Below are 26,588 nucleotides of genomic sequence, written 5' to 3'. Positions count from 1 at the left end.
CGCCCTCTCCGCGGTTGCCGAGATCTCCACCATAGTCGGTGGCACCCATGGATCGGCGATCACCTTGCTGGTCACCGACCTCCGCCGGGAAGCCACTTCCGCCGGCGGGCACGGTTTTGCCGGCCGACGTGTGGACCCGGCGCCTCCGGTGGGCGACACTCCGGTCGGCGACCTGCGACCAGAGTTGTTCGTGAGGGGTTTCGATGTACGGACTGATGCAGGACCGGCCACTCGGCCTTCCCCATGTCTTCCACCGCGCCGAGCAACTCTTCGGGCACAGGTCGATCGTCACCGCCACGCACACCGGCGAGGTGACGGTCAGCTATGCGGAGTGGGCCCGGCGGGTGCGGCGGCTGGCCACCGTGCTGGACACCCTCGGCCTGGCACCGGACGCGCGGGTGGCCAGCTTCGCCTGGAACACCCAGCGGCACCTGGAACTGTACTTCGCCGTCCCGTGCACCGGCCGGGTGCTGCACACGCTGAACATCCGGCTGTTCGCCGACCAGGTGCGCTACATCGTGCGGCACGCCCGGGACGAGGCGATCTTCGTCGACCGCTCGCTGCTGCCCGCGCTGTGGCCGATCGTCGCCGAGATGCCCGAAGTCCGGCACGTCGTGGTGATCGACGACGGCGCGGACTGCGAGATGCCCGGCGATCCGCGGGTGCACGACTACGAGACGCTGCTCGCCGCCGCCGAACCGTTCGCCGGCCGGTTCGCCGTCGCGGACGAGAACGCCGCGGCCGCGATGTGCTACACCTCCGGCACCACCGGAAACCCCAAGGGCGTGGTGTACTCGCACCGCTCCACGGTGCTGCACTCGCTGATCCTGCTCACCGCGGACGCCGTCGCCCTGTGCGAGCGGGACACCCTGCTGCCGGTGGTGCCGATGTTCCACGTCAACGCCTGGGGGCTGCCCTACGCCGCCGTGTTCGCCGGCGCGAACCTGGTCTTCCCCGGGCCGTCGATGACCCCGGCCGCGCTGCTGGAGCAGATCGAGCGGCACCGGGTGACGGTGACCGCGGGGGTGCCCACCATCTGGATGGGCGCCGTCCCGCTGCTGGACTCCCACGACCTGTCCAGCCTGCGGATGGTGGTCTGCGGCGGGTCGGCGGTACCGAGGTCACTGTCCGAGACGTGGCGGGAGAAGATCGGGCTGCCCATCACCCAGGCCTGGGGCATGACCGAGACCAGCCCGATCGCCAGCATCGCCACCCCGCGCTCGCAGCACGAGAGGTTGGCCGCGGACGCGCTGGCCGACGTGCGGGCCGCGCAGGGCCAGCCGGTGCCGCTGATGGACCTGCGCATCGTGGACCCCGAGTCGGGCGAGGAACTGCCGTGGGACGGCGTGGCCTTCGGCGAGTTGCAGGCGTCCGGCCCGTGGGTGGCCAGGGAGTACTTCCACGCCGAGGACGGCGGCGGCTCGTTCACCGACGACGGCTGGCTACGCACCGGCGACGTGGCCACCATCGACCCGGATGGCTACGTGCGGCTGGTGGACCGCACCAAGGACCTGGTCAAGTCGGGCGGCGAGTGGATCTCCTCGGTGGAGTTGGAGAACGAGATCATGGCCCATCCCGCGGTGGCCGAGGCCGCGGTGATCGCCAAGCCGGATCCGAAGTGGTCGGAACGGCCGGTCGCCTGCGTGGTGGTCGAGCAGGGCGCCACGGTGACCGCGGAGGAGATCATCGACCACCTGCGACCGCGGGTCGCGAAGTGGTGGCTGCCGGACGAGGTGCTGTTCGTCGACGAGATCCCCAAGACCAGCACCGGCAAGTTCTCCAAGAAGACGCTGCGCGAGCGCCTGTACCCGGTGGGTGCCGAGCCGGCCGCCGAGACGCCCTGAGTCGGCGGACCACCCGCCGAGGGTGAGGCCGGCCGCCCGTGCCCTTGTCACGCTGGCCGCAGTGCGTCGACCCGGTGGCGACGGCGGGTCGACGCCGTGCGGACGCCGGACGAGGAGGGTGGTCATGGCAGCCGAAATGGGACCCGAGGAGGCACTCGGCGCCGTGGCGCACGGCGACGCACCGGTCCTGGAGACGCTCGGGCAGATGCACCTGGACACGCTGGAACGCTCCAAGCTGCCGGAGCACACCTATCACCTGGTGCGCCTGGCCGCGCTGGTCGCGCTGGACGCGGCGCCGGTGTCCTACCTGGTCAACCTGGGCGCCGCGCACGAGGCCGGGGTAAACGCCCGGGACGTGCAGGGCGTGCTCACCGCCATCGCCCCGATCGTCGGCAGCGCCAGGGTGACCTCGGCGGCGGCGCGGACCCTACGCGCCCTGGGCATCGCCGAGGACATCGCCGGGGAACTGGAGGGGCGCTCGGCCGAGGAACTCTCCGCGTCGCGAGCGCAACGGCCCCGCCGGGACCGGTAGCCGCGGCGGCGGAGGACCCGCACCCGGCCCGCACCTGGGGGGTGGGCCGGGTGCGCCGCGACCCGGCCGGGATCGCGCGCGACGGCGAGAAGGGGACCGCACGTGCCCGCACCGACGGTGGCCGGGAAGCAGCCGGCGGCTCGCCGGCAGTGGGTGGTGGCGATGTCGCTGGCGTTCACCGTGACCATGATCGACGCCACGATCGTCTCGGTGGCCCTGCCGACCATCCAGCGCGAACTGGACCTGAGCAACTCCGGGCGGGTCTGGATCGTCAACGCGTACCTGCTGGTCTACACCGCGTGCATCGCAGCGGCGGGCCGGTTCGCCGACCGGCTCGGGCAGCGCCGGCTGTTCATGGCCGGCCTGCTCACGTTCGTCGTCGCGTCGCTTCTCGCTGGGCTGGCGCGGACCAGCACGCTGCTCGTCGCCGCGCTGATGACCCCGACCTCGCAGGCCAGCGTCACCAACGCCTTCCCGCGCCAGGAGCGGGCAGGGCGCTGGGCATCTACGCCGGGGCCTCCGCGCTGGGCGTGGCCGCCGGCCCGCTGCTCGGCGGCACGATCGGCACCGCGGTGACCACGGCCGTGCTCGGTCCGCTGTTCGTGCACCGGCTCGCCGCGTCGGTCGGCCGGCCCACGGAGACCGTGCAGACCGCGCTCGCCCACTCCCGGGGCGGCACGCTGCCCAGCGGGATACCGGCCTGGGTGATCGACGCCGCGAAAGCCGCCTTCGCCGGCTCGCTGGCGGTGGCGTTCGCCGTCGTCGCGGGGCTGATGGTGGTGTCGTTCCTGGTGGCCCTGCTGGTGCACACCGGAAGCCGGCCCGCCGAGCGGTCCTCCCCGGTAGCGCCGGGCTGACCCCACCGTGGGGGACGCGCACCACCCGGCCGGGGCGATGCCCGCGGCCGGCGCAGCCGACATCCTGGTACCGCGAACCCTGCCCCGGTCCCCGCCCCGGCCGCCGAGCCGACGGCGGCCGCGCGCGACGTCGCGGAGAACGGGGCGTTTCCCATGACGGACCTGATGGTGCTGTCCGTACCCGCGCAGGTGCTGCCCGCCCGCGCGCAGATGGCGTTCACCCTCGCCTACCACATCATCCTGGTGCCGATCGGGGTGTCGCTGCCGTTCATCACGTTGCTGATGAACTTCCTTGGGTTGCGCCGCAACGACCCGGTCGCGCTGCAGCTGGCGCGCCGCTGGTCGGCGGTCATGGCGGTCACGTTCGCGGTCGGCGCGGTCACCGGCACCGTGCTGTCCTTCGAGTTCGGCCTGCTCTGGCCGGCGATGCTGGGCCGGTTCGGCGACGTGTTCGGGCTGGGCTTCACGATCGAGGGCTGGGCGTTCTTCCTGGAGGCCATCCTGATCGGGATCTACCTGTACGGCTGGCGCCGGATGCGGCCGTGGCCGCACTTCCTGGCCGGCCTGCCGCTGCCGCTGGTGGCCGTGGTGGGCGCGTTCGGGGTGCTGGCCGCCAACGCGTGGATGAACACGCCGACCGGGTTCGTCGAGGGTCCGCCGGGCACGCCGAGCAGGGTGAACATCCGCCGCGCCCTGTTCACCCCGATCTTCGGCCCGGAGTTGTGGCACTTTCTCGGCGCGGCGTACATGACGGCGGCGTTCCTGGTGGCCGGCGTGTACGCGGTGGGCTGGCTGCGCGGCCGCCGCGACCGCTACCACCGGCTCGGCTTCGCCGTGCCGTTCGGCGTCGGCGCGATCGCCGCCCCGGTGCAGGTGGTCCTCGGCGACGTGGTCGCCAGGGCGGTGTTCAACCTGCAGCCGACCAAGTTCGCCGCGATGGAACTGGTCTGGAACACCGACACTCATGTGACCGAGTACGTCTTCGGCCGGCTCAACCCGGACGGCACCGTCTCCGGCGGCATTCCGATTCCCTGGTTCGACTCGATCCTCGCCGGGTTCAGCCCGAGCACCCGGGTGCGGGGACTGACCGCGGTGCCGCCGAACACCCGGCCGGCCATCCCGCTGGCCAACATCACGCACACGGCGTTCGACGTCATGGTGGTGGTCGGTTCGCTGCTCCTGTTGCTCGCGATCTGGTGCGGGGTCGTCCTGCTGCGCCACCGGCGGCTGCCGGAGTCCCGGTGGTTCTACCGGGCCGCCGCTCTCGCCGGGGTGGCGGCGGTGGTCTGCATGGAGGCCGGCTGGGTGACCACCGAGGTGGGCCGGCAGCCGTGGATCGTCTACCAGTACATGTATGTGGCCGACGCGGTGACCAACATCGGCCCGGCGGCGCTGTGGATCTCGTTCGGCACGATCCTGGTGATCTACGGGCTGATCGGCTGGGGGCTCGTCGCGGTGCTGCGGCACATGCGGCTGCGCTGGCGGGCGCAGGACCACCGGGCGGCGCGGGTCGGCCCGCCGGATGCCGGAGTGCCGTACGGCCCGCCCGAGGCCGAGGTCCCGTACGGGCCGAGGCCCGGCGCGCCGCATCCCACCGGGCCGCGAGGAGAAGACGCCCGGTGACCGCGGCGAACCTGGACGCGCTGGCGCTGGTCCTGGTCATGGCCGCGTACGCCTGCGGAGGCGGCACCGACTACGGCGCCGGGTTCTGGGACCTGGTGGCCGGCGGCGCCGACCGGGGCGCCCGGCCCCGCGCGCTGATCGACTACGCGATGGCCCCGGTGTGGGAGGCCAACAACGTCTGGCTGGTCTTCGCCCTGGTGCTGACCTGGACCGGGTTCCCGGTGCTGTTCGAGTCGGTGTTCTCCACCGCCTGGATCGCCCTCACCCTCGCGGCGCTGGGCCTGGTGCTGCGCGGCGCCGGGTTCGCCTTCCGCAAGCCCACCCGGCGGCTGGCCCAGCAGCGCCGCGCCGGGGCGACCTACGCGATCTCGTCGGCGCTCACCCCGTTCTTCTTCGGCACCGTTCTCGGTGGCATCGCGTCCGGCCGGATCCCGGTGGGCAACCGCGCCGGCGACCCGGTGACCTCGTGGTGGAACCCCACCTCGATCGCGTTCGGCGTGATGGCCGTGGCCGGCACCGCGTTCCTCGGCGCGGTGTACCTCACCGGGGACGCCGGCCGGTTCGGTGTGCCCGACCTGGTCGGCTACTTCCGCCGCCGCGCGGTGGCCAGCGCGGCGGCGCTGCTCGTCGTCGAGGCGGCCAGCCTCGCGGTGTGGCGGTGGGACGCGGCCTACGTGTTCCGCGGGCTCGGCCGCGGCTGGGCGCTCGGCTTCGCGGTGCTCACCGTGGTGGCCACGGTCGGCACCGCGGCACTGGTCGGCCACCGCCTGCGCTGGATCACCCGGATCACCGCGGTGGTGGCGGTCGGCTCGGCGGTGTTCGCCTGGGCGCTGGCGCAACGGCCCTACCTGCTGCCCACCGCGCTGACCATCGAGCAGGCCGCGGCCGACCCGCAGACGCAGCGCTGGCTGGTGGCCGCCGCGCTGGTGGCACTCGCCCTCGTGGTGCCGGCCCTGGCCCTGCTGTACCGGCTGGACCTCACCGCCCAGCTGGTCGCCGAGCACGGCGACGAGCCGGCCGAGCCGCCGGAGCCGCGCATCCCCGAGCCGCCGCCGCACCAGCACTCGGATCCCCGGGAGTAGCCGGCGGTGGGCGCCGCGCACCTCCGCGACCAGCCCGCCGAGGGCGCCAGCAGCGGCCCCGGGGTGGGGGACCCGCCCCCATGTTCGGGGCCACGGGGGCGGATCCGGTGGGGGACCCGCCCCCATGTTCGGGGGCCACGGGGGCGGATCCGGCAGGGGTCGCCACCTGATCAGTGGGCGACCGCCTTCTCTGCGTGCGCGCCGGTCAGCGCGCGCACCTCCATTTCGGGGTACTTCTCCTCGGCGGCCCGGTCCCTGGCCAGCACCGTGCCGACGAAACCGAGCAGGAAGGACAGCGGAATCGAGACGAGGCCCGGGTTGTCCAGCGGGAACCAGTGGAAGTCCACGCCCTGCAGCATCGACGGGCTCTTGCCGGTCGCCCTGTCGATCGGCTTGCCCGAGACCACCGGCGAGAACACGATCAACACGACGCAGGAGAACAGACCGCCGTAGATGCTCCACAGCGCTCCCGATGTGTTGAACCGCTTCCAGAACAGCGAGTACAGGATGGTGGGCAGGTTCGCCGATGCCGCCACCGCGAACGCCAGCGCGACCAGGAACGCGATGTTCTGCCCGTTGGCGAAGATGCCACCGATGATCGCCAGGATGCCGATCACCACCGCGGTCCAGCGGGCCACCCGCACCTCGGCTGCCTTGTCGTCCGCGGCGCCGCCCCTGATCACGTTCGCGTAGACGTCGTGCGCGAACGACGCGGATGCGGTGATGGTCAGGCCCGCCACCACGGCGAGAATGGTGGCGAACGCGACCGCCGAGACGAACCCGAGCAGCAGAGTCCCGCCCAGCGCCTGCGCCAGCAGCGGGGCCGCCGAGTTCGCCGCCCCGGGCGCCTTCTTGATCGTGTCCGGGCCGACCAACGCGGCCGAGCCGTACCCGAGCACCAGGGTGAACAGGTAGAACAGCCCGATCACGACGATCGCCCACACCACCGAGCGGCGTGCTTCCCGCGCCGACGGCACCGTGTAGAACCGCATCAGCACGTGCGGCAGGCCGGCCGTGCCCAACACCAGGGCGATGGCCAGCGAGACGAAGTCCAGCTTGGTGGTCTCCGTCTTGCCGTACTGCAGGCCGGGCGCGAGCACCTTGTCGCCCACGCTGCCGCTCCTGCGGATCGCGCCGTCGAGCAGGTGGGAGAAGTTCATCCCGTACTTGCCCAGCACCCACAGCGTCATCACCGCGGCGCCCGCGATCAGCAACACCGCCTTGACGATCTGCACCCAGGTGGTGCCCCTCATGCCGCCGATCAGCACATAGGCGATCATCACCACGCCGACCACCGCGATCACCACGGCCTGCCCGGTCTTGTCCTTCACGTTGAGCAGCAGGGCGACCAGGCCACCGGCACCGGCCATCTGCGCCAGCAGGTAGAAGAAGGACACCGCCAGGGTCGAGATCGCCGCGGCGGTCCGCACCGGCCTCTGCCGCATGCGGAAGCTCAGCACGTCGGCCATGGTGTACTTGCCGGTGTTCCGCAGCAGTTCGGCGACCAGCAGCAGGGCCACCAGCCAGGCGACCAGGAAGCCGATCGAGTAGAGGAAGCCGTCGTAGCCGTTCACCGCGATCGCCCCGGCGATGCCGAGGAACGACGCGGCGGACAGGTAGTCGCCGGAGATGGCGATCCCGTTCTGCGGTCCGGTGAACGCCCGGCCCGCCGCGTAGTAGTCGGCCGCCGACCTGGTGCTGCGCGACGCGCGGAACACGATCACCAAGGTGATCGCCACGAAGGCGGCGAAGATGCCGATGTTGAGGGCCGGGTTCCCGCCCGTCCCCTGCGCCAGCACGCTCATCGCCGCCCCTCCTCGATCTCCGCGCGGATCCGCTCGGCGACCGGGTCGAGCCGGCGGTTGGCGTACCACACGTAGCACCCGGTGATCACGAAGGTGGACGCGAACTGCAGCAGGCCGAACACCAGGCCGACGGTGATGTTCCCGGCCAGCCTGGTCGCCATGAACCCGTGCGCGTAGTCGGCCAGCAGCACGTACAGCAGGTACCAGAGCAGGAACGCCGCGGTCATCGGGAACGCGAAGGTGCGCAACCGCCGCCGCAACCCGGCGAACTCCGCACTGGATTGCACCTCCGCCCAGACGCCGCCGCTCGGCGTCCGGGTCGTGGGCTCGGTGATACTCACGCCGGCCTCCCTGTCGCAACTCTGTGACCCACCGCACATTAGGGAGGCCACCGGCGAGCGCCGAAGGGTCAGCCGACCAACCGCCGAGCCGCGCGACGAACGGCTGACGAACGGCGTCGAACGCGGGTCGAGTGGCGCAGGTCACTCCGATCGCGGGTGGCGCCGGGCGGCTCGTCGAGATGCAGGCGCAGCATGGCGGCCCAGGACCAGGCCGGTGGTCGGCCGCGCAGGGAGACCAACAGCATCGTGGCGAACGCGAGCGGCACCGACCAGGGCGCCGGCTGGGCCACCAGGATGGCGGCGGCGCCGTGCAGCGGCGGCGCGAACAGGGTGACGGCGATGGCGCCCGCGGAGGCGAGCAGCCCGACCGACATGCCGGCCAGCGCCCCGGCCGGAGTCAGCCGCCGCCACCAGATGCCGAGCACCAGAAGCGGCGAGAAGGTGGAGGCAGCGACGGCGAAAGCCCAGGTCACCAGGGTGCTCACGTCGATACCCGCGGCGGGGAGCGCGAGCAGCACCACCGCCACGGCCGCGACCACGACCGTGGCGCGCAGCCGCGCGAGCCCGCCGGGCAGCAGGTCGTGTGAGATCGCGCCGGACACCACCAGCAGCAGCCCGAGCGAGGTGGCCAGGAACGCCGCGAACGCCCCACTGGTGAGCAGCCCGGTGAACAGCGTCCCGGCCCAGCCCTGGTTCACCTGCGCCGGCAGGGCAACCACCGCGGTGTCCGTGGCGCCGGCCAGGTAGAGCTGCGGCACCAGCACCCGCCCCAGCACCCCGTAGATGCCGGGGAACAGGTAGAAGATCCCGAGCAGGCCGACGGTCAGGGCCGCGGTCCGGCGGGCGGAGCGGCCGTCCGGGCTGGTGTTGAACCGCACCAGCACGTGCGGTAGCCCCATGGTGCCCAGCATGGTGGCCATCAGCACCGCCCAGGTGCCGAGCAGTGGGTGGCCGGCCTGCCGCAGGTCGAGCAGGGGCCGCTGCCAGCCCGGGCCGCCCGGTGGGCTCTCCCCGCGTACCCGGGGCACCGCCGATCCGGCCGGGAACACCAGGGACTGACCCGCCGCGACCGGTTGCGGCCCGGCCGGCAGCAACGACGGGTGTCCCCGGTTGTCCCGCACCGTGACCGGTTCACGCACGTCGAGAACTACCGGCACCCGGAACACGACCGGGGTGTCGCGGGGGAACGTGGTGAACTCCACCGGATGCACCGCCTGGTCCCGGACGGCCGGGCCGACCTGGAGCATCAGCCACACCGCGGGCACGATGAACAGGCACAGCTTCAGGAAGAACTGGAACGCCTGCACATAGGTGGCCGCGCGCATGCCGCCGAGCGCGAGCGTGATGCTCACCGCCGCACCAGCGATCACCACGCCCACCCAGTACGGCGTGCTGCTGACCTCACTGAGCACCAGCCCGGCCGTGCGGAACTGCGGCACCAGGTACAGGCCGCCGATCACCAGCACGACCACGGCGGCCAGCCGTCGCAGCGCGGGCGAGGCCAGCCTGCCCTCCGCGAAGTCGGGCACGGTGAGCGCGCCCGAGCGCCGCATCGGCGCCGCGACCAGCACCAGCATCGCGATGTAGCCGGCGGTGAAGCCGACCGGGTACCACAGCGCGCCGACGCCGTCCTTGACCACCAGGCCGGCCACGCCGAGGAAGGACGCCGCCGACAGGTACTCCCCGGACACGGCCGCGGAGTTCACCAGCGGTGACACCTGCCGCGAGGCGACGAGGAAGTCCGACGTGGTACGCATCGCGGCCACCCCGCGCACCCCGATCAACAGGGTGACCAGGACGAGCGGGGCGATGGCGAACGCGATGATCACGGTCGCTCCACGGCTCCCCGCGGGGCACCCGGGCCGCCGCGCTGCGCGGCGCGCACGCCCGGGCCCCGCGGAGCGGCTCTCATCGCCTCTCCTCGGCGTCCTCGGCGCGGCGCAGTTGCCAGCGGGCCAGGCCGAGCAGCATCGGGTACGGCAGCAGGGCGAGCGCCAGCCAGGACAGCGGAACGCCCAGCAGCCGCACGGAATCCGGCCCGGGGAACACCGCCAGCACCAGCGGCAGGCCCAGCAGCAGGGCGAACAGCAGCAGCAGTGCGCCGACCGCGCGGCGACGCTGGCGCAGGTACAGCAGGGCGGCTCGCTCGGCGTCCTCCGGCGGCAACGGCGTGGGACGCCACCGCCCGCGGGACCGCCGCCGCGCGTGGGCGAGGCGTGTCTGCGGACTCGTCACCGCCACCCGCCTGCCGCGGTTCACCGGGCCCTCCGCTCGAACCTGCCGAGCTCCCCGCGCTGCGCCGCCTGCAGCAGCGCCTCGCGCAGCTCCCGGGCGTGCCGGCGGCTGACCGGGACGTCACCGAGGTCGGTGTGCGCGAGCAGGCCGCCGCTGGAGTCGCTGCGCAGCTCGCGGACCGCGGTGAGCGCGACCAGGAAGCCGCGGTGCACCCGGACGAAGCCGGCGGATTCCCAGTACTCGGCCAGCTTGGAGATGGCCATCCGAACCAGGTGCACTCCGGACCGGGTGTGCAACCGAACGTAGTCGCCGTGCGCCTCGACGAAGGCGACATCCGCGCGCCGGACGTAGTAGGTGCGCCCACCGGTCTCCACCGGCAGTGCGGCCATGGCCGGCACCGGCCCGGGCTCGTCCGGCGTGGTCTCACCGCGTGCGGAGACGATGGTGGACGCCCTGGCCAGCGCGTCGGCGAGCCGTTCCGCCCGCACCGGCTTGAGCAGGTAGTCAACCGCGCCGATGCCGTACGCGGCCACCGCGTGCCGGTCGTACGCGGTGACGAACACGATCACCGGCGGCTCGGCCAGCTTGGCCAGCAGCGAGGCCAACTCCAGCCCGTTCAGCGCGGGCATCGCGATGTCCAGGAACACCGCGTCGAACCGCTCGCCCTGGATCAGGCGCAGCGCGCTCACCGGGTCCTGCGCGGCGACCACCTCGCCCACCTCGGGGGCCTGCCGCAGCAGCCGGCACAGCTCGTCGAGCGCCGGTGGGACGTCGTCGACGGCGAGCACCCGCAGCGGCGCGGTCCCGGTCATCGCGCCAGCACCCCCGGCTGGAACCGCGGTACCCGCACCACCACGCGGGTTCCCGCGCCCGCCGCGGTCTCCACCACCAGCCCGTACCACGCGCCATAGACCGTCCGCAGTCGACGGTCCACATTGACCAGTCCAACGCTGCCCGGATCACCCTGCCCGGCAAGGATGGCCGCCGCCCGTTCCGGCTCCATGCCCACGCCGTCGTCCTCCACACTGATCACGCAGTCGTTGCCCTCGGCCTCACCGCGCACCTGGACCAGCCCGGCCGTCGACCGGGGCTCGATGCCGTGCCGCACCGCGTTCTCCACCAGAGGCTGGAGCACCAGGTAGGGCACGGGCACGGCGAGCACCTCCGGCGCGACCCGTACCTGCACGCGCAGCCGGTCAGCGAGTACCGCGCGCTGCAGGGCCAGGTACGCCTCGATGGCGTGGAACTCCTCGGCCACCGTGGTGAACTCACCGTGCCGAGCCAGGCTGTACCGGTTGTAGTCGGCGAAGTCGAGCATGAGTTCCCTCGCCCGGTCCGGGTCGGAGCTGACCAGCGACGCGATCACGGTGAGCGCGTTGTAGACGAAGTGCGGGGAGATCTCCGCGCGCAGGGCCCGCAGCTCGGCCTGGGCGGCCTTGTCGGCGGAGGCGTCCAGCCGGGCGCGCTCGAGCGCCTCGGCCACCCAGCCCACCGTCTCGCGCACCGCGGCGGGCTGGGGCGTGCCGGCGATCAGCAACACCCCGGCCAGCTCGTCGTGCACGTGCAGCGGGTACGCGACCAGCGGCGGCTTCCCCGCCTGGTTCTCCGTGCGCAGCACGGTCTCGATCAGTGCGGTGACCTCGCCGGCGGCGGGCAGGCGCCCACCCCACTCGGCCGCGCCGGACAGGTCGGCGAGACCGACCGCGGGCACGCCGAGCAGGCGGCGCAGGGCACGGGCGGCCGAGCGAGCCCGCGGGCCGGTGAGACCCTCGGCGAGTTGCCGCGCGACGCGGCGCGCGGCGGCCAGGGTGGCCGCCGGCTCGGCGCGCGCGAACAGCCGCCAGGGTCGCTCCCGGCCGACCTCGTTGTCCGCTGGTACCGCCACCGCAGCTCCCGAGACAGTTGCTCGAGACACACCGTAACCCTGACGGTCGGCCGTTCGTCAGGCGAAACCGGCCGTCCGTGCACGTCGCGGTCCACCCGGCCGGCGACCGGTCGCCGCCTGGCCCGGCGAATCGGAGCACGCGTGCGCCTCCTCAACCGGGGCGTGCCAGCCGCGTGCCGGTGGTGGGCACCCCGGGTAGCGGCCATCAGCGGGCGCCGCGCACCTCGATCGCGGCCAGCAACTCGGCGGTCGCCCGCTCGATCTCGGCCACGGCCCGGTCGAAGGCCGCCGCGTTGTGCGCGGCCGGCCGGCGGAAGCCCGACACCTTGCGCACGTACTGCAGGGCGGCGGCGCGGATGTCGGTCTCGGTGACGCTCTCCGCGTACGGCGGGCGCAGCGTCTTGATGCTCCGGCACATGCCCGCATTGTGCTCTCCGCCGGCCGGAGCACCCAGAGCGCCGAGACGCGATCCGGCCACCATGGCCGGGGGTTCGCCGCGCCGCTCGGCTGCTCAGCGGTCCAGCTTGCCCGCCTTCACGGCCCGCACCAGCGCGGTCACGTCCGCCCGCAGCACGGGGCCGGTGGGATTCTTGCTGTCACGGATCGCGTCCAGCGTGCCGGAAACCTCAACGCAGGAGCGTTGAGGCTGGAACGGCTTGACTTTCGCCAACGGTATGCGTTCACGACGCTGCTACCTCCAATTCTCGAACGACGGTGGGCAGGAAGTCGCAGGAGTCTTCCGGGTCTTCGCTATCCGACGGAGCCATTCAATCGCCCTTCGATACTCCGTCACGTCGTGTTCTGTGGGGACGAACGCCCCGGAACTGTGGGGCTCGAAACAGACAACGGGTGAGGCGCGAGGAAACTCAAAGAGTACGAACGGCCCGGCCACACCCGGATGCCAACCAGTATCCAACTGGTATCACGCGGATCGTGATGTTCGGACGCATGGCAGTCGGTGAGCCGAGAAGCTGCCCGCTCATGCTCGACCACGCCCGCGAGTTGCTGAGGGATGCCGTTCATGCCCACCGTGAGCCAATTCGGTTCGCTCTCGTTGCGCGCCAGGTCGAGGATCCGTTCCCGCTCTTCCGGAGAAGTCCGAATGGCCGCGAGTATCACCGCCACGGTTTCCAGTTTCGGCGTTTGGTGCCCGTTCTCCCAGTGGGATATTTCCGTCGGTGAGATGGACAGGAGACGATCCAACTCACGCACGCCGATGCCGCTGGCCTTCCGTGCCTCGCGTAACGCCGCCGACAGCGCGGCGCGCGTGGCGAGGTGTTAGCAGGCATGCAACACATCCTCTCGTGTCCGGCGGGGGCCGACAAAGGCCACCCGAAAGGAGCACTGGTGTAGCTGTAGCTGCCACAGCCACGGTGTGGAGCCAAACACCAACGGGGCCGGCCGGAGGTCAACAGCCGTGAGAGGAACGGACATCGCGCCGGAGCGACCACCGACGCCCGACGCGCGCACGCTCGCGGTGTGGCCGCGGGAGGCGGAGTGGGTCATCGCCGACGCCACACACCGGTGCCTGTGGCTGCGATCAGCAGCGCGGAGCTGACAACGCTGGCGGAACTCCTGGAAACGCTGGCCCTGGCCGTCCGCCGGTTCGGTGGACCGGTCGCCGCGAGCGTCGCGCCGAGTGATCGAACCCATGCTGACCCCCGGGTTCCTGTGCCCCCGGGGGTCCGTCAGCGTGCCCGCGCTGGGACCGACCGTCGTCGCGCCGTCGGTGATGTGCGGCCCACCGGGGGATTCACCCGGCGCGGGTGATGTGCCGCTCGCCGGCGGCGGCGCAGCGTGAGGGCGGCGGTCTCCCCGTGACGGCCCGGCCGGCGCCGGGCCACGGAACTCGCGGTGGCCACCGGGCACTCCGAACTTTCCGTGCCGGGGCCGTACTCGTACCCGCGGAGGATGGAGGTACGCATGACCGCGCACACCCCCACCGTCGAGGTCGATCAGCCCACCCGCGAGGCGTTGGCCAGGCTGTCCGCCGGCGACCTCGGCGTGCTGCGGCCGGCCGAGCAGGCACGCGCCGAGGATCGGGCCGGCAGCGGGCTGGATGCGCGGACCTTCGCCCTGGTCCGGATCGCGGTGTTGATCGCGCTCGACGCGCCGCCGGCGTCCTACCTGGGGCAGATCCCGCAGGCGCTGGAGGCCGGAGTAGCCCCGGCGGACATGCTCGGCGTGCTGCGCGCGGTCGCCTCGCAGGTCGGCATGCCGAAGGTGGTCGCCGCCGCCCCGGAGATCGCGCTCGCCCTCGGCCTCTCCCTCCCCGGCGGCGAGGAGTTCTCCTGATCGGAGGCACCATGACCATCTACCGGCGACGACCCGTGCTGCGCGCCGCCGCCGTGGGCGGCGGCCACCACCCGGGCAGGAGAATCCCGGCAGCGTCCACACCGGACACCGGGTCGGCGGGCGGGTCCACAACGGCCACCGCGGCGTCCACTTCGGAGTCCGGGTCGGAGGGGCAACCGGCCCGCGCGGCGGGAGTGCCCGAGCAGCCGACACCGTCCATCCTGGACCAGTTGGCCCGCCTGGACGCGATGTACCGTCGCGGCGCCCTCACCGACGAGGAGTTCGCCGCCGCGAAGGCCCGGATTCTGCGCGGCTGACCACCCGGCCCGCAGGCCAGGGCCGACACGCCCGCACGAGGTGAACCCGCCGGCGTTCTGCCTGGTGGCGGCCGCCGCGGCGCGGGTTCACCCGGTCGAAGCCCGCCGCACGGCGGCGGCGGGCCCCAACAATGAACGGCATGCGCAACGCCGATGATCAGCTCCGCTGGGTCCGGGTCGGCGTCTCCGCACCCGGAGCCGGCGTCGGCTCCGGCACCTTGGCCTCGCCGCCGTGCAGCGCGTCCTGGAGTTGCTGCTCGCCCTCCCTGCTCAGCGACGTCTTCAGCACCGTGCCGCCGTACTGCCGCAACGCCTCGACCGCCTTGTCCGGGGTGACCTTCTCCACCATGAGGAACAGCGCGGACGTTCCCGGCTTCACCATCTCCCGCACCTGCTCCTGGAACTCGCGGTCGATGCCGGACTTGGCGATCTTGCCCATCAGCGCGCCCAGGCCCGCGCCGACGGCCAGGCCGAAGAAGGGGACGAAGAACAGCAGCCCGAAGAGCATGCCCCAGAACATTCCCCACACCGCACCCGAACCGACCGGATGGTGGCTGGTCGTGACGTGGAACCTGCCCTCCTTGTCCCGCACGATCACCGCGATGGCGTCCGGCTGGATGATGAGATCCCGCGCCAGCCGCCGGGCCTCGTCCGCGGCCCGCGCCGCGGTGGCCTCGTCGTCGTACCCGATTGCGATCAGATCCGCCATGGTCGTGCCTCCTCGACACTCGACATCCGCGCGCGTGGCACCCTCCCTTCAACCCAGTCCACCAGCGGAAACGCCGGGACGTCTCATCCGCAGCGGGTGAACCGCGGGATGCCGCCGGGCGGAACGGTCATCCGTCCGGGCGGTCGCCGGTTCGGGCGGTTCCGGTTGCTTCGCACGGTGGCCGCGCTCGCTCGTCCGGTTGAAGGTCGCATTCGCCCGCTTCGCTCGCCCGGCCGTGCCGACCCGTGGTCGTTAGGGTCGCTCGCATGCCCCTGTCACATCCGACATACGATCGCGCGCACCCTCGTGCCGAGGTCTCGGTCAACCCGCTCTTCACCAGGGAGCCGGTCCGGGTGCCGCGCGACCGGTTGGCGTTCGGGGGCGTCGATCCGGAGGTGGCCTACCAGCTCGTCCACGACGAGCTGATGCTGGACGGCAACGCCAGGCTGAACCTCGCCACGTTCGTCACCACCTGGATGGAGCCGCAGGCCCAGCGGCTGATGGCGGAAACACTCGACAAGAACATCGTCGACAGGGACGAGTACCCGCGCACCGCGGACCTGGAGTCACGGTGCGTGCACATGCTCGCCGAACTGTGGAACGCCCCGGATCCGGCCGCCGCACCCGGCTGCTCCACCACCGGGTCGAGCGAGGCGTGCATGCTCGCCGGGCTGGCGCTGAAGCGCCGCTGGCAGCACGCCCGCCGGGCGGCCGGCAGGCCCACCGAGCGCCCCAATCTGGTGATGGGCGCGAACGTGCAGGTCTGCTGGGACAAGTTCGCCAACTACTGGGACGTTGAGCCACGCCTGGTGCCCGTGGAGGGCTGCCGGCTGCACCTCGGCGCCGAGGAGGCGGTGGCGCACTGCGACGAGAACACCATCGGCATCGTCACCGTCATGGGGTCCACCTTCGACGGCAGCTACGAGCCGGTCGCGGAGATCTGTGCCGCGCTGGACGAGCTGCACCGGCACACCGGGCTGGACGTGCCGGTGCACGTGGACGGCGCCTCCGGCGCGATGGTCGCCCCGTTCTGCGACCCGGACCTGGAATGGGACTTCCGGTTGCACCGGGTGGCGTCGATCAACACCTCCGGTCACAAGTACGGGCTGGTCTACCCGGGCGTCGGCTGGGTGGTGTGGCGGGACCCCGAGGCCCTGCCCGAGGACCTGGTGCTGCGGGTGAACTACCTCGGCGGCGACATGCCGACCTTCGCGCTGAACTTCTCCAGACCCGGGGCCCCGGTCGTCGCCCAGTACTACAACTTCGTCCGGCTGGGCTTCGACGGCTACCGGCGGGTGCAGCAGTCCTGCCGGGAGGTGGCCATGTCCCTGGCTGAGCGGATCGCCCGGCTCGGTCCCTTCCGGCTGCTGACCAACGGCTGTGACCTGCCGGTGTTCGCGTTCACCCTGGACGAGCAGGTGCGCGACTTCTCCGTGTTCGACGTGTCGGCCGCGCTGCGCGAAAGCGGCTGGCTGGTGCCCGCCTACACCTTCCCCGCGCACCGGGAGGACCTGGCGGCGCTGCGCATCGTGGTGCGCAACGGCTTCACCCACGATCTCGCCGACCTGCTGATCGGCGACCTGCGCCGGGCGCTGCCGCTGCTGGAGCGGCAGGCCGCGCCGATCCGCGGCACCGAGGCGGCCGGGTTCACGCACGGCGCCGAACGGCGGCAACGGGTCCGCCATCCGGCCCGGAACGACCGATGACGGCCATCCCGACGAACGTCACCGCCCGGTCTTGACGCCGGACCCGGCGCGGACCATATTTCTGCTCTGCCGCCGCAGTTAGTTAAGTAACTTTCCTAATTTCGGCGAGGTGGCATGAACAGGATCAAGGTGCTCGGGGCCGCGCTGGTCACCGTGGGCGCCGCCGTCTTACCCGCGCTGGGCACGTCCTGGACGCACGCGGCCGCCCAACCCGCGGTCGCCTCCCCGGCCGCCGGCACGACCGCGGGCTCGGTCCAGGCCGCGCCGCTGGCGGACGACGGCGCCCCGACGGCCAGCCAGTTGCTGGCCAAGACCAAGAACTGCAACCAGGTCTCGAACGGCAAGTACAAGACCGACGAGGACGCCGGCTCGGCCACCGTCGCGATCTGCGGCGCCAACGGGGCCTACTTCTGGAAGGCCGACATGGACATCGACTGCGACGGCCAGCGCACGTCGCAGTGCAACGAGAACACCGACTGCTGCTTCCAGGCCGACACCTCGTTCCACCAGTCCGACGGCCGGCCGCTGAACGCGGCGAAGCTGCCGTACGTGGTGATCCCGCTACCCAGCGGCAGGTGGGACTACCAGAAGGCCGGCCTCCAGGGCGGCGACGTGGTCGCGGTGATCTACAACGGCCACGTCGAGTACGCCGTCTTCGGCGACGAGGGGCCCAGCGGCATCATCGGCGAGGCGTCCTACGCCACCGCCAAGGCCCTGGGCATCAACCCGGACCCGAGCAACGGCGGGGTGGACTCCGGGGTCACCTACATCGTGTTCAAGAACTCCAAGGTGTCGCCCATCGAGAACCACGCCGCCGCGGTCGCCCGCGGCCGGGCGCTGGCCCAGCAGTTCATCGACAACAACTGACGGTCGCCTCCCGCGGCGCGCGTTCGCGGAACAGGCACTGACACCCGGCGGGCGGGCCGGACCGGCTGCGAGCACGGCCGGCCGGTCCGCACCGCCGACCGCTTGCCAGTCACCCGCCCGTGCCGTTAGTTTAGGCTTACCTAAATGGCCATGGCGGGCGGACGACAAGGCGAAGGAACCGGAGTCGATGTACGTGTGCATCTGCGCGGCGGTGAGCGAGCCCGAGGTCAGGGAGTGCATCCTGGCCGGCGCGCGCACTGCGGAGGACATCGGCGACCGCTGCGCCGCGGGTACCGGCTGCGGAAGTTGCGTGGAGCGGCTCGGCATGCTGGTGGCGGAGATGGCCGGGGAGGTCGGCGCGCCGGAACGCGTCGCCTGAGCCCGCCGGCCCACCAGGGCGCCGCCCCCCGGTTCGGGTGAGCTGCCGGTCGGCCCGGTGTCTTGCCATGGCGAATTCGCCACGCGGGCGTATGGTCCCACCGTCAGGCGGAACGGGCGGTCGGGCCGGATCCGGAGGGTGAGCGGCATGCGCGGCGACGACGAGGTCATCTCTCTGCTCAACGAGCAGCTCACCAGCGAGCTCACCGCGATCAACCAGTACTTCCTGCACGCGAAGATGCAGGCGAACTGGGGCTTCACCAAGCTGGCCGAGCACACCCGTGCCGAGTCCATCGAGGAGATGCGGCACGCGGAGTGGCTGACCGACCGCATCCTCTTCCTCGAGGGGCTGCCCAACTACCAGCGGCTGTTCCCGCTGCGGATCGGGCAGACCGTGGCCGAGCAGTTCCGCGCCGACCTGGCGATCGAACTGGAGGTGGTGGACCGGCTGCGGCCGGGCATCGCGATGTGCCGGGAGAAGGGCGACATCACCACCGCCAGGCTGTTCGAGGACATCCTCCGGGACGAGGAGCAACACATCGACTACCTGGAGACCCAGTTGCAGCTGCTGGACACCCTCGGCGAGCCGCTCTACCACAGCCAACTCGTGGAACGCCCACCCACGGCCGGCTGACCCCAGCCGGGTCCCGGCGTGGTGACGCCCCGCGGGCCGGGCTCGGGCACGACCCGCGGGGCGCGGTCCTCGGCGCGCCCGGCGCCGGGTGGCCGGGCGCCACCTCGCTACTTCGTGGAGCCAGCCAGCACGCCCTGCACGAAGAACCGCTGGAACGCGAAGAACACCACCAGCGGGACCACCATCGACAGGAACGAGCCGGTGGCCAGCACGTCGATGTTGGTACCGAACTCGCGGAGCTGGGACCGCAGCGCCAGGGTGATCGGCGCGGACCGGTCGTCCGCGAACACCAGCGCGACCAGCAGGTCGTTCCACACCCAGAGGAACTGGAAGATCGCCAGCGAGGCGATGGCCGGCAGCCCGATCGGCAGCACCACCCTGCGGAAGATCAGCCACTCCTTCGCGCCGTCCATGCGTGCCGCCTCCAGCAGGTCGGCAGGAATCCCGGCGAAGAAGTTCCGCAGCAGGAACACCGCGAACGGCAGGCCGAAGGCCACGTGGAACATGACCACCCCGGCGATCGATCCGAACAGCCCGAACAGCCCGTACAGCCGGGAGATCGGGATCAGCGCGACCTGGATCGGCATCACCAGCAGGCCGACGATCAGCACGGTGAGCCAGTCCCGGCCGGGGAAGTCGATCCACGCCAGCGCGTACGCGGCCAGCGCGGCGATCACGATCACCAGCACCGTGGCCGGCACGGTGATCAGCACGGTGTTGCCGAAGGACCGCATGATCTCGGTGTTGTCCAGCAGTGCGCGGTAGTTCCGCAGGGTGAGCTGGGCGGGTGCGGTGAATACCGTCCACCAGCCGCTGGTGTTGTTGTCCGACTCGGTCCGCAGCGAGGCCACAAACAGCCCGAGCACCGGCACCAGCCAGAACACCGCGACCACGGCCAGCACCGCGCGGACGACGCCGGAGCCGAACACGCCGAGCAGCCGGGCCAGCGCGGACCGGCGGGGCGCGCCGGCGACCACGATGCGAACCGGTTCGGTGGTGGGCAGAGCAGTCATCGGCGCTCCCGTCGGAACCTGCGGATGTTGAACAGCATCGCCGGGACCACGAGCAGGAACAGCACCACCGCGAGGGCGCTGCCCATGGCCTGGTCCCCGCCGCCCGCGCCGAAGGCGACCTGCCACAGCTGCAGCGCGAGCACGTTGGCGTCGGCCTGCGCCGAGCCGGGTGCGATGACGAACACCAGCTCGAACACCTTGAGCACGTTGATCACCAGGGTGACGAACACGACCAGCAGCACCGGGGACAGCAGCGGCACGGTGACCCGCCGGAACACCTGCCACTCGGTGGCGCCGTCCACCCGGGCGGCCTCCAGCGCGTCCCTGGGGATCGCCGAGAGCCCGGCGCCGATGAACGTCATGGCGAACCCGGTGGTGATCCACACCCATGCCGAGATGATCACCGGGGTGACCAGGGCCGGGCCCAGCCAGGTGAGCCCGCGGAACGGCTGGGCGAAGTTCGACGCCGGCAACCGGATGGTGTAGGTGCCCGGCGACAGGTCCGGGAAGGCGAAGCTGCCATCGTCCCCGGTCGTGGTGGTCGCCGTGACGTGGCCGTCCCGCAGGGCCTGCACGGTGACGCCCGGCATACCCCGCTTCCCGCCGCCGAGCGTGCCCGGAGGTCCGCCTCCCGCGGCGACGTCCAGCCACACCACGCCACGCAGGTCCCTCGGGTCGGGGCGGAGGTCCTGGGCCGGCGCGGCCTGCCGGGGCAGCTTCTGCGGGGAGAGACCGACCAGCGGCAGGCGTACCACGTCGCCGCGGCCGTAGTTCGCGGTCGTGGTCAGGTTCCCGTGGTCGGCGACCAGCGCCCGCGCGTCCCTGGCCCGGGCGCCGGGGTACTTCGAGGGCTCCAGGAACGCGTCGTGCACGGTGACCGCGGCGGCGTTGGCCAGGCCGAGGCTCGGGTCCTCCTGGTAGACCAGCCGGAAGATGATCCCGGAGGCGAACAGCGAGATCGCCATCGGCATGAACAGCACCAGGCGGAAGGCGGTCGCCCACCGGATCTTCTCGGTCAGCACCGCGAAGATCAGCCCGAGGCCGGTCACCAGCGCGGGTGCCACCAGCACCCAGATGACGTTGTTGCGCAGCGCCACCTGGGTGCGCGGGTCGGTGAACAACTCGGCGTAGTTGTGCAGGCCGACGAAGGTCGCCCCGGACCGGTCGAACAGGCTGCGACCGATCGAGTAGACCACCGGGTAGGCCAGGTAGATCGCGATCAGCGCGACGGCGGGCAGCAGGTAGAGCGCGGCCACCCGCAGCGACCCGCGGGTGCCGGTACGGCCCTTCGGTCGGCCGGTGCGGGCCGTGCCGCCGGCGGCGCCGGCGGCAGGGCCCTGATCACTGGTCAGCAGGGTACTCATCACGTGTGGTAGGCCTTCGCCGCGTCCGCCTCGAGCCGCTGCGCGGTGCCGTCGACGTCGGCCGGGTTGCCGAGGAAGTCCTGCAGGTCCTTCCACTCGCCCGCGCCCTTGGTGGCGCCGAACTCCGCGGGGGCCTGGTCGGACATGTCGAACCGGATATCGTCCGCGCCGAGCATCTGCTTGGCGATGGCGCGGGTGAGGTCGTCGGTGTAGGAGTCGAGCGGCATGTCCTTGTTCGGCGACAGGAATCCGCCGGAGCGGGCCCACTCCACCCCGGCCTCCGGGGAGGCGAGGAACTTCATCAGCGCCATGGTCGCCTTGTCGTCCTTGAACGCCACCGCGGCGTCGCCGCCGGTGACCACCGAGCCGCTGGGCTTGCCGGCGGGCTTGCCGATCGCCGGGAACGGGAAGAACCGCGCGTCGTCGCCGACCTTCGCCTTGGTGTTCGACGCGATCACCTGGCCGACGAAGTCGGCCTCGAACACCATCGCCGCCTTCGGCGCGTCGCTGAACACCTTGGTCACCGAGCTGGAGAAGTCGGTCTGCAGCGCGCCCGCGTTGCCGTCCGCGACCAGCTTGGGCTGGAACACCTGCTGGAGCACCTGCAGCGCGTGCTTCACCGACGGATCGGTCCACGGGATCTGGTGCTTGGCGAGCTTGTCGTACGCCTCGCCGCCAGCGGTCTGCAGGTAGACATTCTCGAACCAGTCGGTGAGCGTCCAGCCGTCCGCCCCGGCCACCGCCAGCGGGGCGACCCCCGTGTCGGACAGCGAGTTGACCGTCTTGACGAAGTCGTCCCAGGTCGCCGGCGGCTGGTAGCCGGCCTGGGTGAGCAGCCGGTCGTTGTACCAGACGATCGACTTGTTGGCGGCCTTGAAGTAGACGCCGTAGAGCTTGCCGTCGACGGTGCCGAAGTTCTTCCACGCCTTGGCCATGTGCGCGTCGACCTGCTGCTCGACGTCGGCGGTCACCGGCTTGAGCACGCCCTCGCGGGCGAACTGCGCGATGGCGCCGGGCTGGGCCAGGATGGCGATGTTCGGCGGCGCGCCGCCCTGCACCTTGCTCTGCAGCACGGTCGGTTCCTCGTCGCCGGCCGCGGTGTAGTTGACCTTCGCGCCGGTCTGCTTCTCGAAGACGGCCAGCACCTTCTGGAAAGCCTTCTGCTCGTCGCCCGACCACGGCCCGGTGACCTCGATGGTCTGGCCGGCAAGCTCACCGTTCCCGCCGGATCCGCTCGCTCCGCCGCAGCCGGTCAACCCGAAGACGGAAAGGCCCAGGGTGACGGCGCCGGCCACGGCGACGGCACCGAATTTTCGGCTCATCAACAGCTCCTCTGTGGTCTCCTGTGGACACGGTTCGCCTGTGGAGGCCGTCCTCCTGTGGGGTTTCGCTTTCACTCGTGCCAGATCGACGATCCGGTTTCCGGGTCGAAGAAGTGCAGCCGGGCGGTGTCCACCCGGACCTCGATGGACTGCCCCTCGAAGACCCGGGTGCGCGGGCTGAACCGGCCAACCAGGACGGTGCCGCCGGCCGCGCCCAGCGGGCCGGGGTCCACCACCCCGCCGTCCGAGACCAGTTCGCGCACGCCGTCGGTGGTCACCGGCTTGGTGTCCACCGGGAAGTGCACCAGCACGTCCGAGCCCATCGCCTCGACCAGTTCCGCGCTGGAACGCAGCGTGGCGCCCTGCTCCGCGCCGACGATCTCGGCGTCCTCCATGTCCTCCGGCCGGATACCGAGGACGACCGGGCGGCCCGCGTACCGGCGCAGCGCCGGTCGTTCCCGCAGCACGCTGTCCGGCAGGTCCAGGGACTGGGAGCAGAACCGCACCCGGTACCGCTCGTCGTCGCCCACCTCCAGCGTGGCGCCGAGCACGTTCATGCCGGGCGAGCCGATGAAACCGGCGACGAACAGGTTGACCGGCCGGTCGTACAACTCCTGGGGCGGCCCGACCTGCTGCAGGATGCCGCGCTTGAGCACGGCCACCCGGTCGCCCAGAGTCATGGCCTCGGTCTGGTCGTGCGTGACGTAGACGGTGGTCACCCCGAGGTCCCGCTGGATCCTGGCGATCTGCGCCCGCATCTGCACCCGCAGCTTGGCGTCCAGGTTGGACAGCGGCTCGTCCATCAGGAACGCCTGCGGCTCGCGCACGATCGCCCGCCCCATCGCCACCCGCTGGCGCTGGCCGCCGGAGAGGTGCCGGGGCTTGCGGCGCAGGTGGTCCTGCAGTTCGAGAATGCCGGCCACCTCGCGCACCCGCCGCTCGATCTCCTTTTTCGGCAGCTTCCGCAGCGACAGGCCGAACGCGATGTTGTCGAAAACGTTCAGGTGCGGATAAAGCGCGTAGGACTGGAAAACCATCGCCACGTCCCGGTCCCGGGAAGGGACCTCGTTCACCACGCGGTCCCCGATCTCGATGGTGCCCTCACTCACCTCCTCCAGACCGGCAATCATCCGCAATGCCGTCGTCTTGCCGCATCCGGAAGGCCCGACAAGGACGAGAAACTCTCCGTCCCGGATCTCCAGGTTCAGGTCGGTGACGGCACGCGTTCCGTCCCCATAGACCTTTCCCAGTCCGGTGAGCACAACTGACGACACGACACCTCCTGGCGGCACCGGACCGACGCGACCGATACGGGTCATCGGCCGGCGCGGGCGCCGATTCCGGTGCGAACCAGCCCGTGATCCGCACCACACCTTTTCCTTGGGTGCACAGATGCTAGCGAGGGTCGGCCGAAGAAAACCTTAAGGCTGAGTCGCAGTTGATTTAAACAGGCGATCCGCCGATCCACCGAGCGTCATCGACCGGGTGCGCACCGTTATACCTGCTGCACACCGCGTGGCCGGCGGCACGATCGGCGACCATGCCGGGCGAAGAAAAACCGGCGGGCCGATGCCCGGCACACAACTCATTCTCTACCGTGCTCTCCCATGGCTACCGTTCTGCTGGTCGAAGACGACCAGGTGGTCCGCGCCGCGCTCACCCAGGCGCTGACCGACCGCGGCCATCTCGTCCGAGCGTTGGGCACGGCGGTCGACGCGCTGCGGGAGGCGGCGACGGACGAGCCCGACGTGGTGATCCTCGATCTCGGCCTGCCCGACCTGGACGGGGCCACCACGCTGCGCATGCTGCGCGGCGTCACCGATGCCCCCGTCATCATCGCGACCGCGCGCGGCGACGAGGCCAACGTGGTCCGGATGCTCAACTCGGGTGCCGACGACTACGTGGTCAAGCCATTCTCCAGCGAGCACCTGGCGGCCCGGATCACCGCGCTGCTGCGCCGTACCGCGAGCCGCGCACCGACCAGTGACGTACTCGTGGTCGGCGAGTTGCGGGTCGACCTCACCCAGCGCCGCGTCGAGCTCGCCGGGAAGGACCTGGAGCTGACCCGGCGCGAGTTCGACCTGCTCGCCTACCTCGCCGCCCGGCCGGGCAACGTGGTGACCCGGCGGGAGCTGATCAACGCCGTGTGGCACCAGCCGCACGTCACCGACGACCAGACCATCGACGTGCACGTGTCCTGGCTGCGGCGCAAGCTCGGCGAGTCGGCCGCGCGACCGCGCTACCTGCACACCGTCCGCGGCGTGGGACTCAAGCTCTGCGCACCGACATGAGACGAGCCCTGATCTGGATCACCCTGCTCACCTCCGCCCTGGTCGCCGCGCTGCTGCTGGGCGCGGTCACGGTGCTGGACTGGCGGGACGCCGGGGCGCGCGCGTCCGCCGACGCCACGGCGCAGGCCACCGCGGTGGCACAGGTGCTGTCGATCACCGTCGATCACGACGCGCTGCGCCGGGCGGTCGCGATGACCAGCGCCGGAGCCCGCGGCGACCTGGCCGTGCACCTGGCCGGCGGGCCGACCGTCGGCACCAGCCACGTCGGGCCGCAGGACGTGGCCGCGGCCGCGGGGCGGTCCGGTTCCGTCGACGTCGATGCGCCCGGCGGCACAGCCCGGTTGCGGCCGGTCACCACGGTCGACCACGACACCGCGGTGGTCGAGGTCTACCTGCCCGGCGACGCGGCGCTCGCCGGGCTGCTGCCGAGGTTCGGGGCGCTGCTCCTGGTCGCGGTGGGCAGTGTGCTCGCCGCCGGGCTGGTCGCCTGGCTGCGCTCCGCGTCGATGGTCACGGCGCTGCGCACGCTGGCCGCCTCGGCGGCCACCATCGGCGGCGACCGGGAACACCCGCCGATCAGCATCGACGGCCCGGAGGAACTCACCGACCTGGCCGCGTCGCTGAACCGGATCGCCGACCGGGTACGGCAACTGCTGGCCAGCGAGCGGGAGATGGTGGCGGACCTGTCGCACCGGCTGCGCACTCCGCTGACCGCGCTGCGGCTGGACTCCGAGTCCATCGGCGGCGGCCCGGTCGCCGACCGGATCCGCCGTGCCGTGGCCACCCTCGGCGCGGACGTCGACGAGTTGATCCGCACCGCGGGCGACACCTGCCGCGAGGCGAGCACCACCTGCGACGCCGCGGTGGTGGTCGGGGACCGGATGGCGTTCTGGTCCGCGCTGGCCGAGCACCAGAACCGGCGCTGCGAGTTCACCTGCGAGCCGGACACCGCGCCCGTGCCGCTCCCCGCGCAGGACCTCGCCGCCGTGGTGGACGCCCTGGCCGGCAACGTCTTCCAGCACACGCCGAGCGGCGTGCCGATGGCGGTGACCCTGGTCCGGCACGGCGGCTGGGTGACGCTGGTGGTCGAGGACGGCGGGCCGGGTATCGCCGACCCGGAGGCGGCGCTGCGGCGCGGCGCGAGCAGCCAGGGCTCCACCGGCCTGGGCCTGGACATCGCACGGCACGCGGTGGAGGCCACCGGCGGCACCATCTTCGTCGATCGCGGCCGGCTGCGGGGCGCGCGGATCCGCCTCCGGTTCGGCGAGGCCGGCGCCCATCACGCGCGCGGCGAACCGCGGGCCTGGCGGCTGTGGTCCCGCCGGGCCCGGTCGGCGTCGACCAGGTGAGCCGTCACAGCATCCGGTCCAGGAGTTGGGCGCAGCGGATGAGGCCGAGGTGGGAGTAGGCCTGGGGGTGGTTGCCCAGGGAGCGTTCGGCCAGGGGGTCGTATTCCTCGGGCAGCAGGCCGGTGGGGCCGGCGGTGTT

General features: G+C 71.9%; 29 protein-coding genes and 1 pseudogene. 14 read left to right on the top strand and 16 right to left on the bottom strand.

What is annotated here, in order from left to right; translation table 11 throughout:
* Positions 1-203 precede the first annotated feature (203 nt).
* From FFT21_RS15590 to FFT21_RS15565, 6 genes are all read left to right on the top strand, one after another.
* Positions 204-1,844 (top strand): long-chain fatty acid--CoA ligase, encoded by a 1,641-nt coding sequence (locus FFT21_RS15590; RefSeq protein ID WP_137814599.1) that lies wholly within the window; start codon positions 204-206, stop codon positions 1,842-1,844.
* A 124-nt stretch (positions 1,845-1,968) separates the two neighbouring features.
* Complete coding sequence (locus FFT21_RS15585) at positions 1,969-2,376, top strand: carboxymuconolactone decarboxylase family protein (protein ID WP_137814598.1); 408 nt, start codon at positions 1,969-1,971, stop codon at positions 2,374-2,376.
* Between the two features lie 102 nt (positions 2,377-2,478).
* Positions 2,479-2,952, top strand: coding sequence for an MFS transporter (locus FFT21_RS15580; RefSeq protein WP_137814597.1), 474 nt, complete (start codon positions 2,479-2,481; stop codon positions 2,950-2,952).
* Positions 2,949-3,233: a hypothetical protein gene (locus tag FFT21_RS15575; protein WP_192909560.1), complete on the top strand. Its 285-nt coding sequence runs from the start codon at positions 2,949-2,951 to the stop codon at positions 3,231-3,233. The genes FFT21_RS15580 and FFT21_RS15575 overlap by 4 nt, the downstream gene beginning before the upstream one ends.
* Positions 3,234-3,386: 153 nt before the next feature.
* Positions 3,387-4,856: a cytochrome ubiquinol oxidase subunit I gene (locus FFT21_RS15570; protein WP_225978441.1), complete on the top strand. Its 1,470-nt coding sequence runs from the start codon at positions 3,387-3,389 to the stop codon at positions 4,854-4,856.
* Complete coding sequence (locus tag FFT21_RS15565; protein WP_225978440.1) at positions 4,853-5,938, top strand: cytochrome d ubiquinol oxidase subunit II; 1,086 nt, start codon at positions 4,853-4,855, stop codon at positions 5,936-5,938. The genes FFT21_RS15570 and FFT21_RS15565 overlap by 4 nt, the downstream gene beginning before the upstream one ends.
* 170 nt (positions 5,939-6,108) lie before the next feature.
* On the opposite strand, the gene FFT21_RS15560 is transcribed toward FFT21_RS15565, so the two are convergent.
* From FFT21_RS15560 to FFT21_RS30545, 10 genes and pseudogenes are all read right to left on the bottom strand, one after another.
* Positions 6,109-7,743 carry a monocarboxylic acid transporter gene (locus FFT21_RS15560; protein ID WP_137814595.1) on the bottom strand — a complete coding sequence of 545 codons (1,635 nt, stop codon included), beginning with the start codon at positions 7,741-7,743 and terminating at the stop codon, positions 6,109-6,111.
* Complete coding sequence (locus FFT21_RS15555; protein WP_192909559.1) at positions 7,740-8,084, bottom strand: DUF485 domain-containing protein; 345 nt, start codon at positions 8,082-8,084, stop codon at positions 7,740-7,742. Before FFT21_RS15555 ends, FFT21_RS15560 begins: the two co-directional genes overlap by 4 nt.
* A gap of 68 nt (positions 8,085-8,152) precedes the next feature.
* A complete protein-coding gene (locus tag FFT21_RS15550; RefSeq protein ID WP_137814593.1) occupies positions 8,153-9,913 on the bottom strand; it encodes a sodium/solute symporter in 1,761 nt (586 codons plus the stop codon).
* Between the two features lie 79 nt (positions 9,914-9,992).
* Positions 9,993-10,343: a hypothetical protein gene (locus FFT21_RS15545; RefSeq protein WP_137814592.1), complete on the bottom strand. Its 351-nt coding sequence runs from the start codon at positions 10,341-10,343 to the stop codon at positions 9,993-9,995.
* Positions 10,340-11,131, bottom strand: a complete 792-nt coding sequence (locus tag FFT21_RS15540) for a LytR/AlgR family response regulator transcription factor (RefSeq protein WP_137814591.1) — start codon at positions 11,129-11,131, stop codon at positions 10,340-10,342. Before FFT21_RS15540 ends, FFT21_RS15545 begins: the two co-directional genes overlap by 4 nt.
* Positions 11,128-12,204, bottom strand: coding sequence for a sensor histidine kinase (locus FFT21_RS15535; RefSeq protein ID WP_192909558.1), 1,077 nt, complete (start codon positions 12,202-12,204; stop codon positions 11,128-11,130). The genes FFT21_RS15540 and FFT21_RS15535 overlap by 4 nt, the downstream gene beginning before the upstream one ends.
* A gap of 205 nt (positions 12,205-12,409) precedes the next feature.
* Positions 12,410-12,622 (bottom strand): DUF2277 domain-containing protein, encoded by a 213-nt coding sequence (locus tag FFT21_RS15530; RefSeq protein ID WP_137814590.1) that lies wholly within the window; start codon positions 12,620-12,622, stop codon positions 12,410-12,412.
* 93 nt (positions 12,623-12,715) lie between these two features.
* Complete coding sequence (locus tag FFT21_RS15525) at positions 12,716-12,874, bottom strand: DUF397 domain-containing protein (RefSeq protein WP_307722940.1); 159 nt, start codon at positions 12,872-12,874, stop codon at positions 12,716-12,718.
* A 21-nt stretch (positions 12,875-12,895) separates the two neighbouring features.
* Positions 12,896-13,096: a Scr1 family TA system antitoxin-like transcriptional regulator gene (locus tag FFT21_RS30550; protein WP_307722939.1), complete on the bottom strand. Its 201-nt coding sequence runs from the start codon at positions 13,094-13,096 to the stop codon at positions 12,896-12,898.
* 242 nt (positions 13,097-13,338) lie between these two features.
* A pseudogene (locus FFT21_RS30545) lies at positions 13,339-13,416 on the bottom strand (helix-turn-helix domain-containing protein); the annotation flags it as partial.
* A gap of 711 nt (positions 13,417-14,127) precedes the next feature.
* Here FFT21_RS30545 and FFT21_RS15515 point away from each other — a divergent pair.
* Both FFT21_RS15515 and FFT21_RS15510 read left to right on the top strand, forming a co-directional pair.
* Entirely contained in the window at positions 14,128-14,499 is a 372-nt protein-coding gene (locus FFT21_RS15515; protein ID WP_192909557.1) for a carboxymuconolactone decarboxylase family protein, read from the top strand.
* An 11-nt stretch (positions 14,500-14,510) separates the two neighbouring features.
* Entirely contained in the window at positions 14,511-14,816 is a 306-nt protein-coding gene (locus tag FFT21_RS15510; RefSeq protein ID WP_137814588.1) for an SHOCT domain-containing protein, read from the top strand.
* Between the two features lie 157 nt (positions 14,817-14,973).
* On the opposite strand, the gene FFT21_RS15505 is transcribed toward FFT21_RS15510, so the two are convergent.
* Positions 14,974-15,525, bottom strand: coding sequence for a DUF1269 domain-containing protein (locus tag FFT21_RS15505; RefSeq protein WP_137814587.1), 552 nt, complete (start codon positions 15,523-15,525; stop codon positions 14,974-14,976).
* Positions 15,526-15,791: 266 nt separating this feature from the next.
* Here FFT21_RS15505 and gad point away from each other — a divergent pair, with 266 nt between their 5' ends.
* From gad to bfr, 4 genes are all read left to right on the top strand, one after another.
* Positions 15,792-17,231, top strand: a complete 1,440-nt coding sequence (gene gad, locus FFT21_RS15500; RefSeq protein ID WP_137814586.1) for a glutamate decarboxylase — start codon at positions 15,792-15,794, stop codon at positions 17,229-17,231.
* 114 nt (positions 17,232-17,345) lie between these two features.
* Entirely contained in the window at positions 17,346-18,098 is a 753-nt protein-coding gene (locus FFT21_RS15495; RefSeq protein WP_137814585.1) for a glycoside hydrolase family 75 protein, read from the top strand.
* Between the two features lie 187 nt (positions 18,099-18,285).
* Entirely contained in the window at positions 18,286-18,477 is a 192-nt protein-coding gene (locus FFT21_RS15490; protein ID WP_137814584.1) for a (2Fe-2S)-binding protein, read from the top strand.
* Positions 18,478-18,624: 147 nt separating this feature from the next.
* A complete protein-coding gene (gene bfr / locus FFT21_RS15485) occupies positions 18,625-19,110 on the top strand; it encodes a bacterioferritin (RefSeq protein WP_137814583.1) in 486 nt (161 codons plus the stop codon).
* A gap of 107 nt (positions 19,111-19,217) precedes the next feature.
* Here bfr and FFT21_RS15480 read toward each other — a convergent pair whose 3' ends face one another.
* The 4 genes from FFT21_RS15480 to FFT21_RS15465 all read right to left on the bottom strand — a co-directional run bounded on the left by FFT21_RS15480 (position 19,218) and on the right by FFT21_RS15465 (position 24,083).
* The gene (locus FFT21_RS15480) at positions 19,218-20,123 is read right to left on the bottom strand and encodes a carbohydrate ABC transporter permease (protein WP_137814582.1); all 906 of its coding nucleotides are present in this window, start codon (positions 20,121-20,123) and stop codon (positions 19,218-19,220) included.
* Positions 20,120-21,487: a carbohydrate ABC transporter permease gene (locus FFT21_RS15475; RefSeq protein ID WP_137814581.1), complete on the bottom strand. Its 1,368-nt coding sequence runs from the start codon at positions 21,485-21,487 to the stop codon at positions 20,120-20,122. The genes FFT21_RS15480 and FFT21_RS15475 overlap by 4 nt, the downstream gene beginning before the upstream one ends.
* Positions 21,487-22,809, bottom strand: coding sequence for an ABC transporter substrate-binding protein (locus tag FFT21_RS15470; protein WP_137814580.1), 1,323 nt, complete (start codon positions 22,807-22,809; stop codon positions 21,487-21,489). The genes FFT21_RS15475 and FFT21_RS15470 overlap by 1 nt, the downstream gene beginning before the upstream one ends.
* 71 nt (positions 22,810-22,880) lie before the next feature.
* Positions 22,881-24,083 (bottom strand): ABC transporter ATP-binding protein, encoded by a 1,203-nt coding sequence (locus FFT21_RS15465; protein WP_137814579.1) that lies wholly within the window; start codon positions 24,081-24,083, stop codon positions 22,881-22,883.
* 333 nt (positions 24,084-24,416) lie between these two features.
* Between FFT21_RS15465 and FFT21_RS15460 the strand changes: the two genes are divergently transcribed.
* Both FFT21_RS15460 and FFT21_RS15455 read left to right on the top strand, forming a co-directional pair.
* Positions 24,417-25,100, top strand: a complete 684-nt coding sequence (locus FFT21_RS15460; RefSeq protein WP_137814578.1) for a response regulator transcription factor — start codon at positions 24,417-24,419, stop codon at positions 25,098-25,100.
* Positions 25,097-26,449, top strand: coding sequence for a sensor histidine kinase (locus FFT21_RS15455; RefSeq protein WP_137814577.1), 1,353 nt, complete (start codon positions 25,097-25,099; stop codon positions 26,447-26,449). The genes FFT21_RS15460 and FFT21_RS15455 overlap by 4 nt, the downstream gene beginning before the upstream one ends.
* A gap of 4 nt (positions 26,450-26,453) precedes the next feature.
* Here the strand turns inward: FFT21_RS15455 and FFT21_RS30710 are convergent.
* Positions 26,454-26,588: glycoside hydrolase family 15 protein (locus FFT21_RS30710; protein WP_371856813.1), on the bottom strand; the 135-nt coding region annotated here is incomplete at its 5' end.

The sequence above is a fragment of the Gandjariella thermophila genome, assembly GCF_005405885.1.
Lineage (GTDB): Bacteria > Actinomycetota > Actinomycetes > Mycobacteriales > Pseudonocardiaceae > Gandjariella > Gandjariella thermophila.
Note: the sequence above shows the minus strand (reverse complement) of the source record. Positions and strands in the feature narration are given on the sequence as shown.

Bases quoted from the DNA above. Each gene is read 5' to 3' on its own strand.
- FFT21_RS15490 (WP_137814584.1), top strand. From the start codon at position 18,286: ATGTACGTGTGCATCTGCGCGGCGGTGAGCGAGCCCGAGGTCAGGGAG.
- FFT21_RS15460 (WP_137814578.1), top strand. From the start codon at position 24,417: ATGGCTACCGTTCTGCTGGTCGAAGACGACCAGGTGGTCCGCGCCGCG.
- FFT21_RS15480 (WP_137814582.1), bottom strand. From the start codon at position 20,123: ATGACTGCTCTGCCCACCACCGAACCGGTTCGCATCGTGGTCGCCGGC.
- FFT21_RS15515 (WP_192909557.1), top strand. From the start codon at position 14,128: ATGACCGCGCACACCCCCACCGTCGAGGTCGATCAGCCCACCCGCGAG.
- FFT21_RS15560 (WP_137814595.1), bottom strand. From the start codon at position 7,743: ATGAGCGTGCTGGCGCAGGGGACGGGCGGGAACCCGGCCCTCAACATC.
- FFT21_RS15540 (WP_137814591.1), bottom strand. From the start codon at position 11,131: ATGACCGGGACCGCGCCGCTGCGGGTGCTCGCCGTCGACGACGTCCCA.
- FFT21_RS15590 (WP_137814599.1), top strand. From the start codon at position 204: ATGTACGGACTGATGCAGGACCGGCCACTCGGCCTTCCCCATGTCTTC.
- FFT21_RS15475 (WP_137814581.1), bottom strand. From the start codon at position 21,487: ATGAGTACCCTGCTGACCAGTGATCAGGGCCCTGCCGCCGGCGCCGCC.
- bfr (WP_137814583.1), top strand. From the start codon at position 18,625: ATGCGCGGCGACGACGAGGTCATCTCTCTGCTCAACGAGCAGCTCACC.
- FFT21_RS15505 (WP_137814587.1), bottom strand. From the start codon at position 15,525: ATGGCGGATCTGATCGCAATCGGGTACGACGACGAGGCCACCGCGGCG.
- FFT21_RS15495 (WP_137814585.1), top strand. From the start codon at position 17,346: ATGAACAGGATCAAGGTGCTCGGGGCCGCGCTGGTCACCGTGGGCGCC.
- FFT21_RS15455 (WP_137814577.1), top strand. From the start codon at position 25,097: ATGAGACGAGCCCTGATCTGGATCACCCTGCTCACCTCCGCCCTGGTC.
- gad (WP_137814586.1), top strand. From the start codon at position 15,792: ATGCCCCTGTCACATCCGACATACGATCGCGCGCACCCTCGTGCCGAG.
- FFT21_RS15585 (WP_137814598.1), top strand. From the start codon at position 1,969: ATGGCAGCCGAAATGGGACCCGAGGAGGCACTCGGCGCCGTGGCGCAC.
- FFT21_RS15570 (WP_225978441.1), top strand. From the start codon at position 3,387: ATGACGGACCTGATGGTGCTGTCCGTACCCGCGCAGGTGCTGCCCGCC.
- FFT21_RS15470 (WP_137814580.1), bottom strand. From the start codon at position 22,809: ATGAGCCGAAAATTCGGTGCCGTCGCCGTGGCCGGCGCCGTCACCCTG.
- FFT21_RS15510 (WP_137814588.1), top strand. From the start codon at position 14,511: ATGACCATCTACCGGCGACGACCCGTGCTGCGCGCCGCCGCCGTGGGC.
- FFT21_RS15530 (WP_137814590.1), bottom strand. From the start codon at position 12,622: ATGTGCCGGAGCATCAAGACGCTGCGCCCGCCGTACGCGGAGAGCGTC.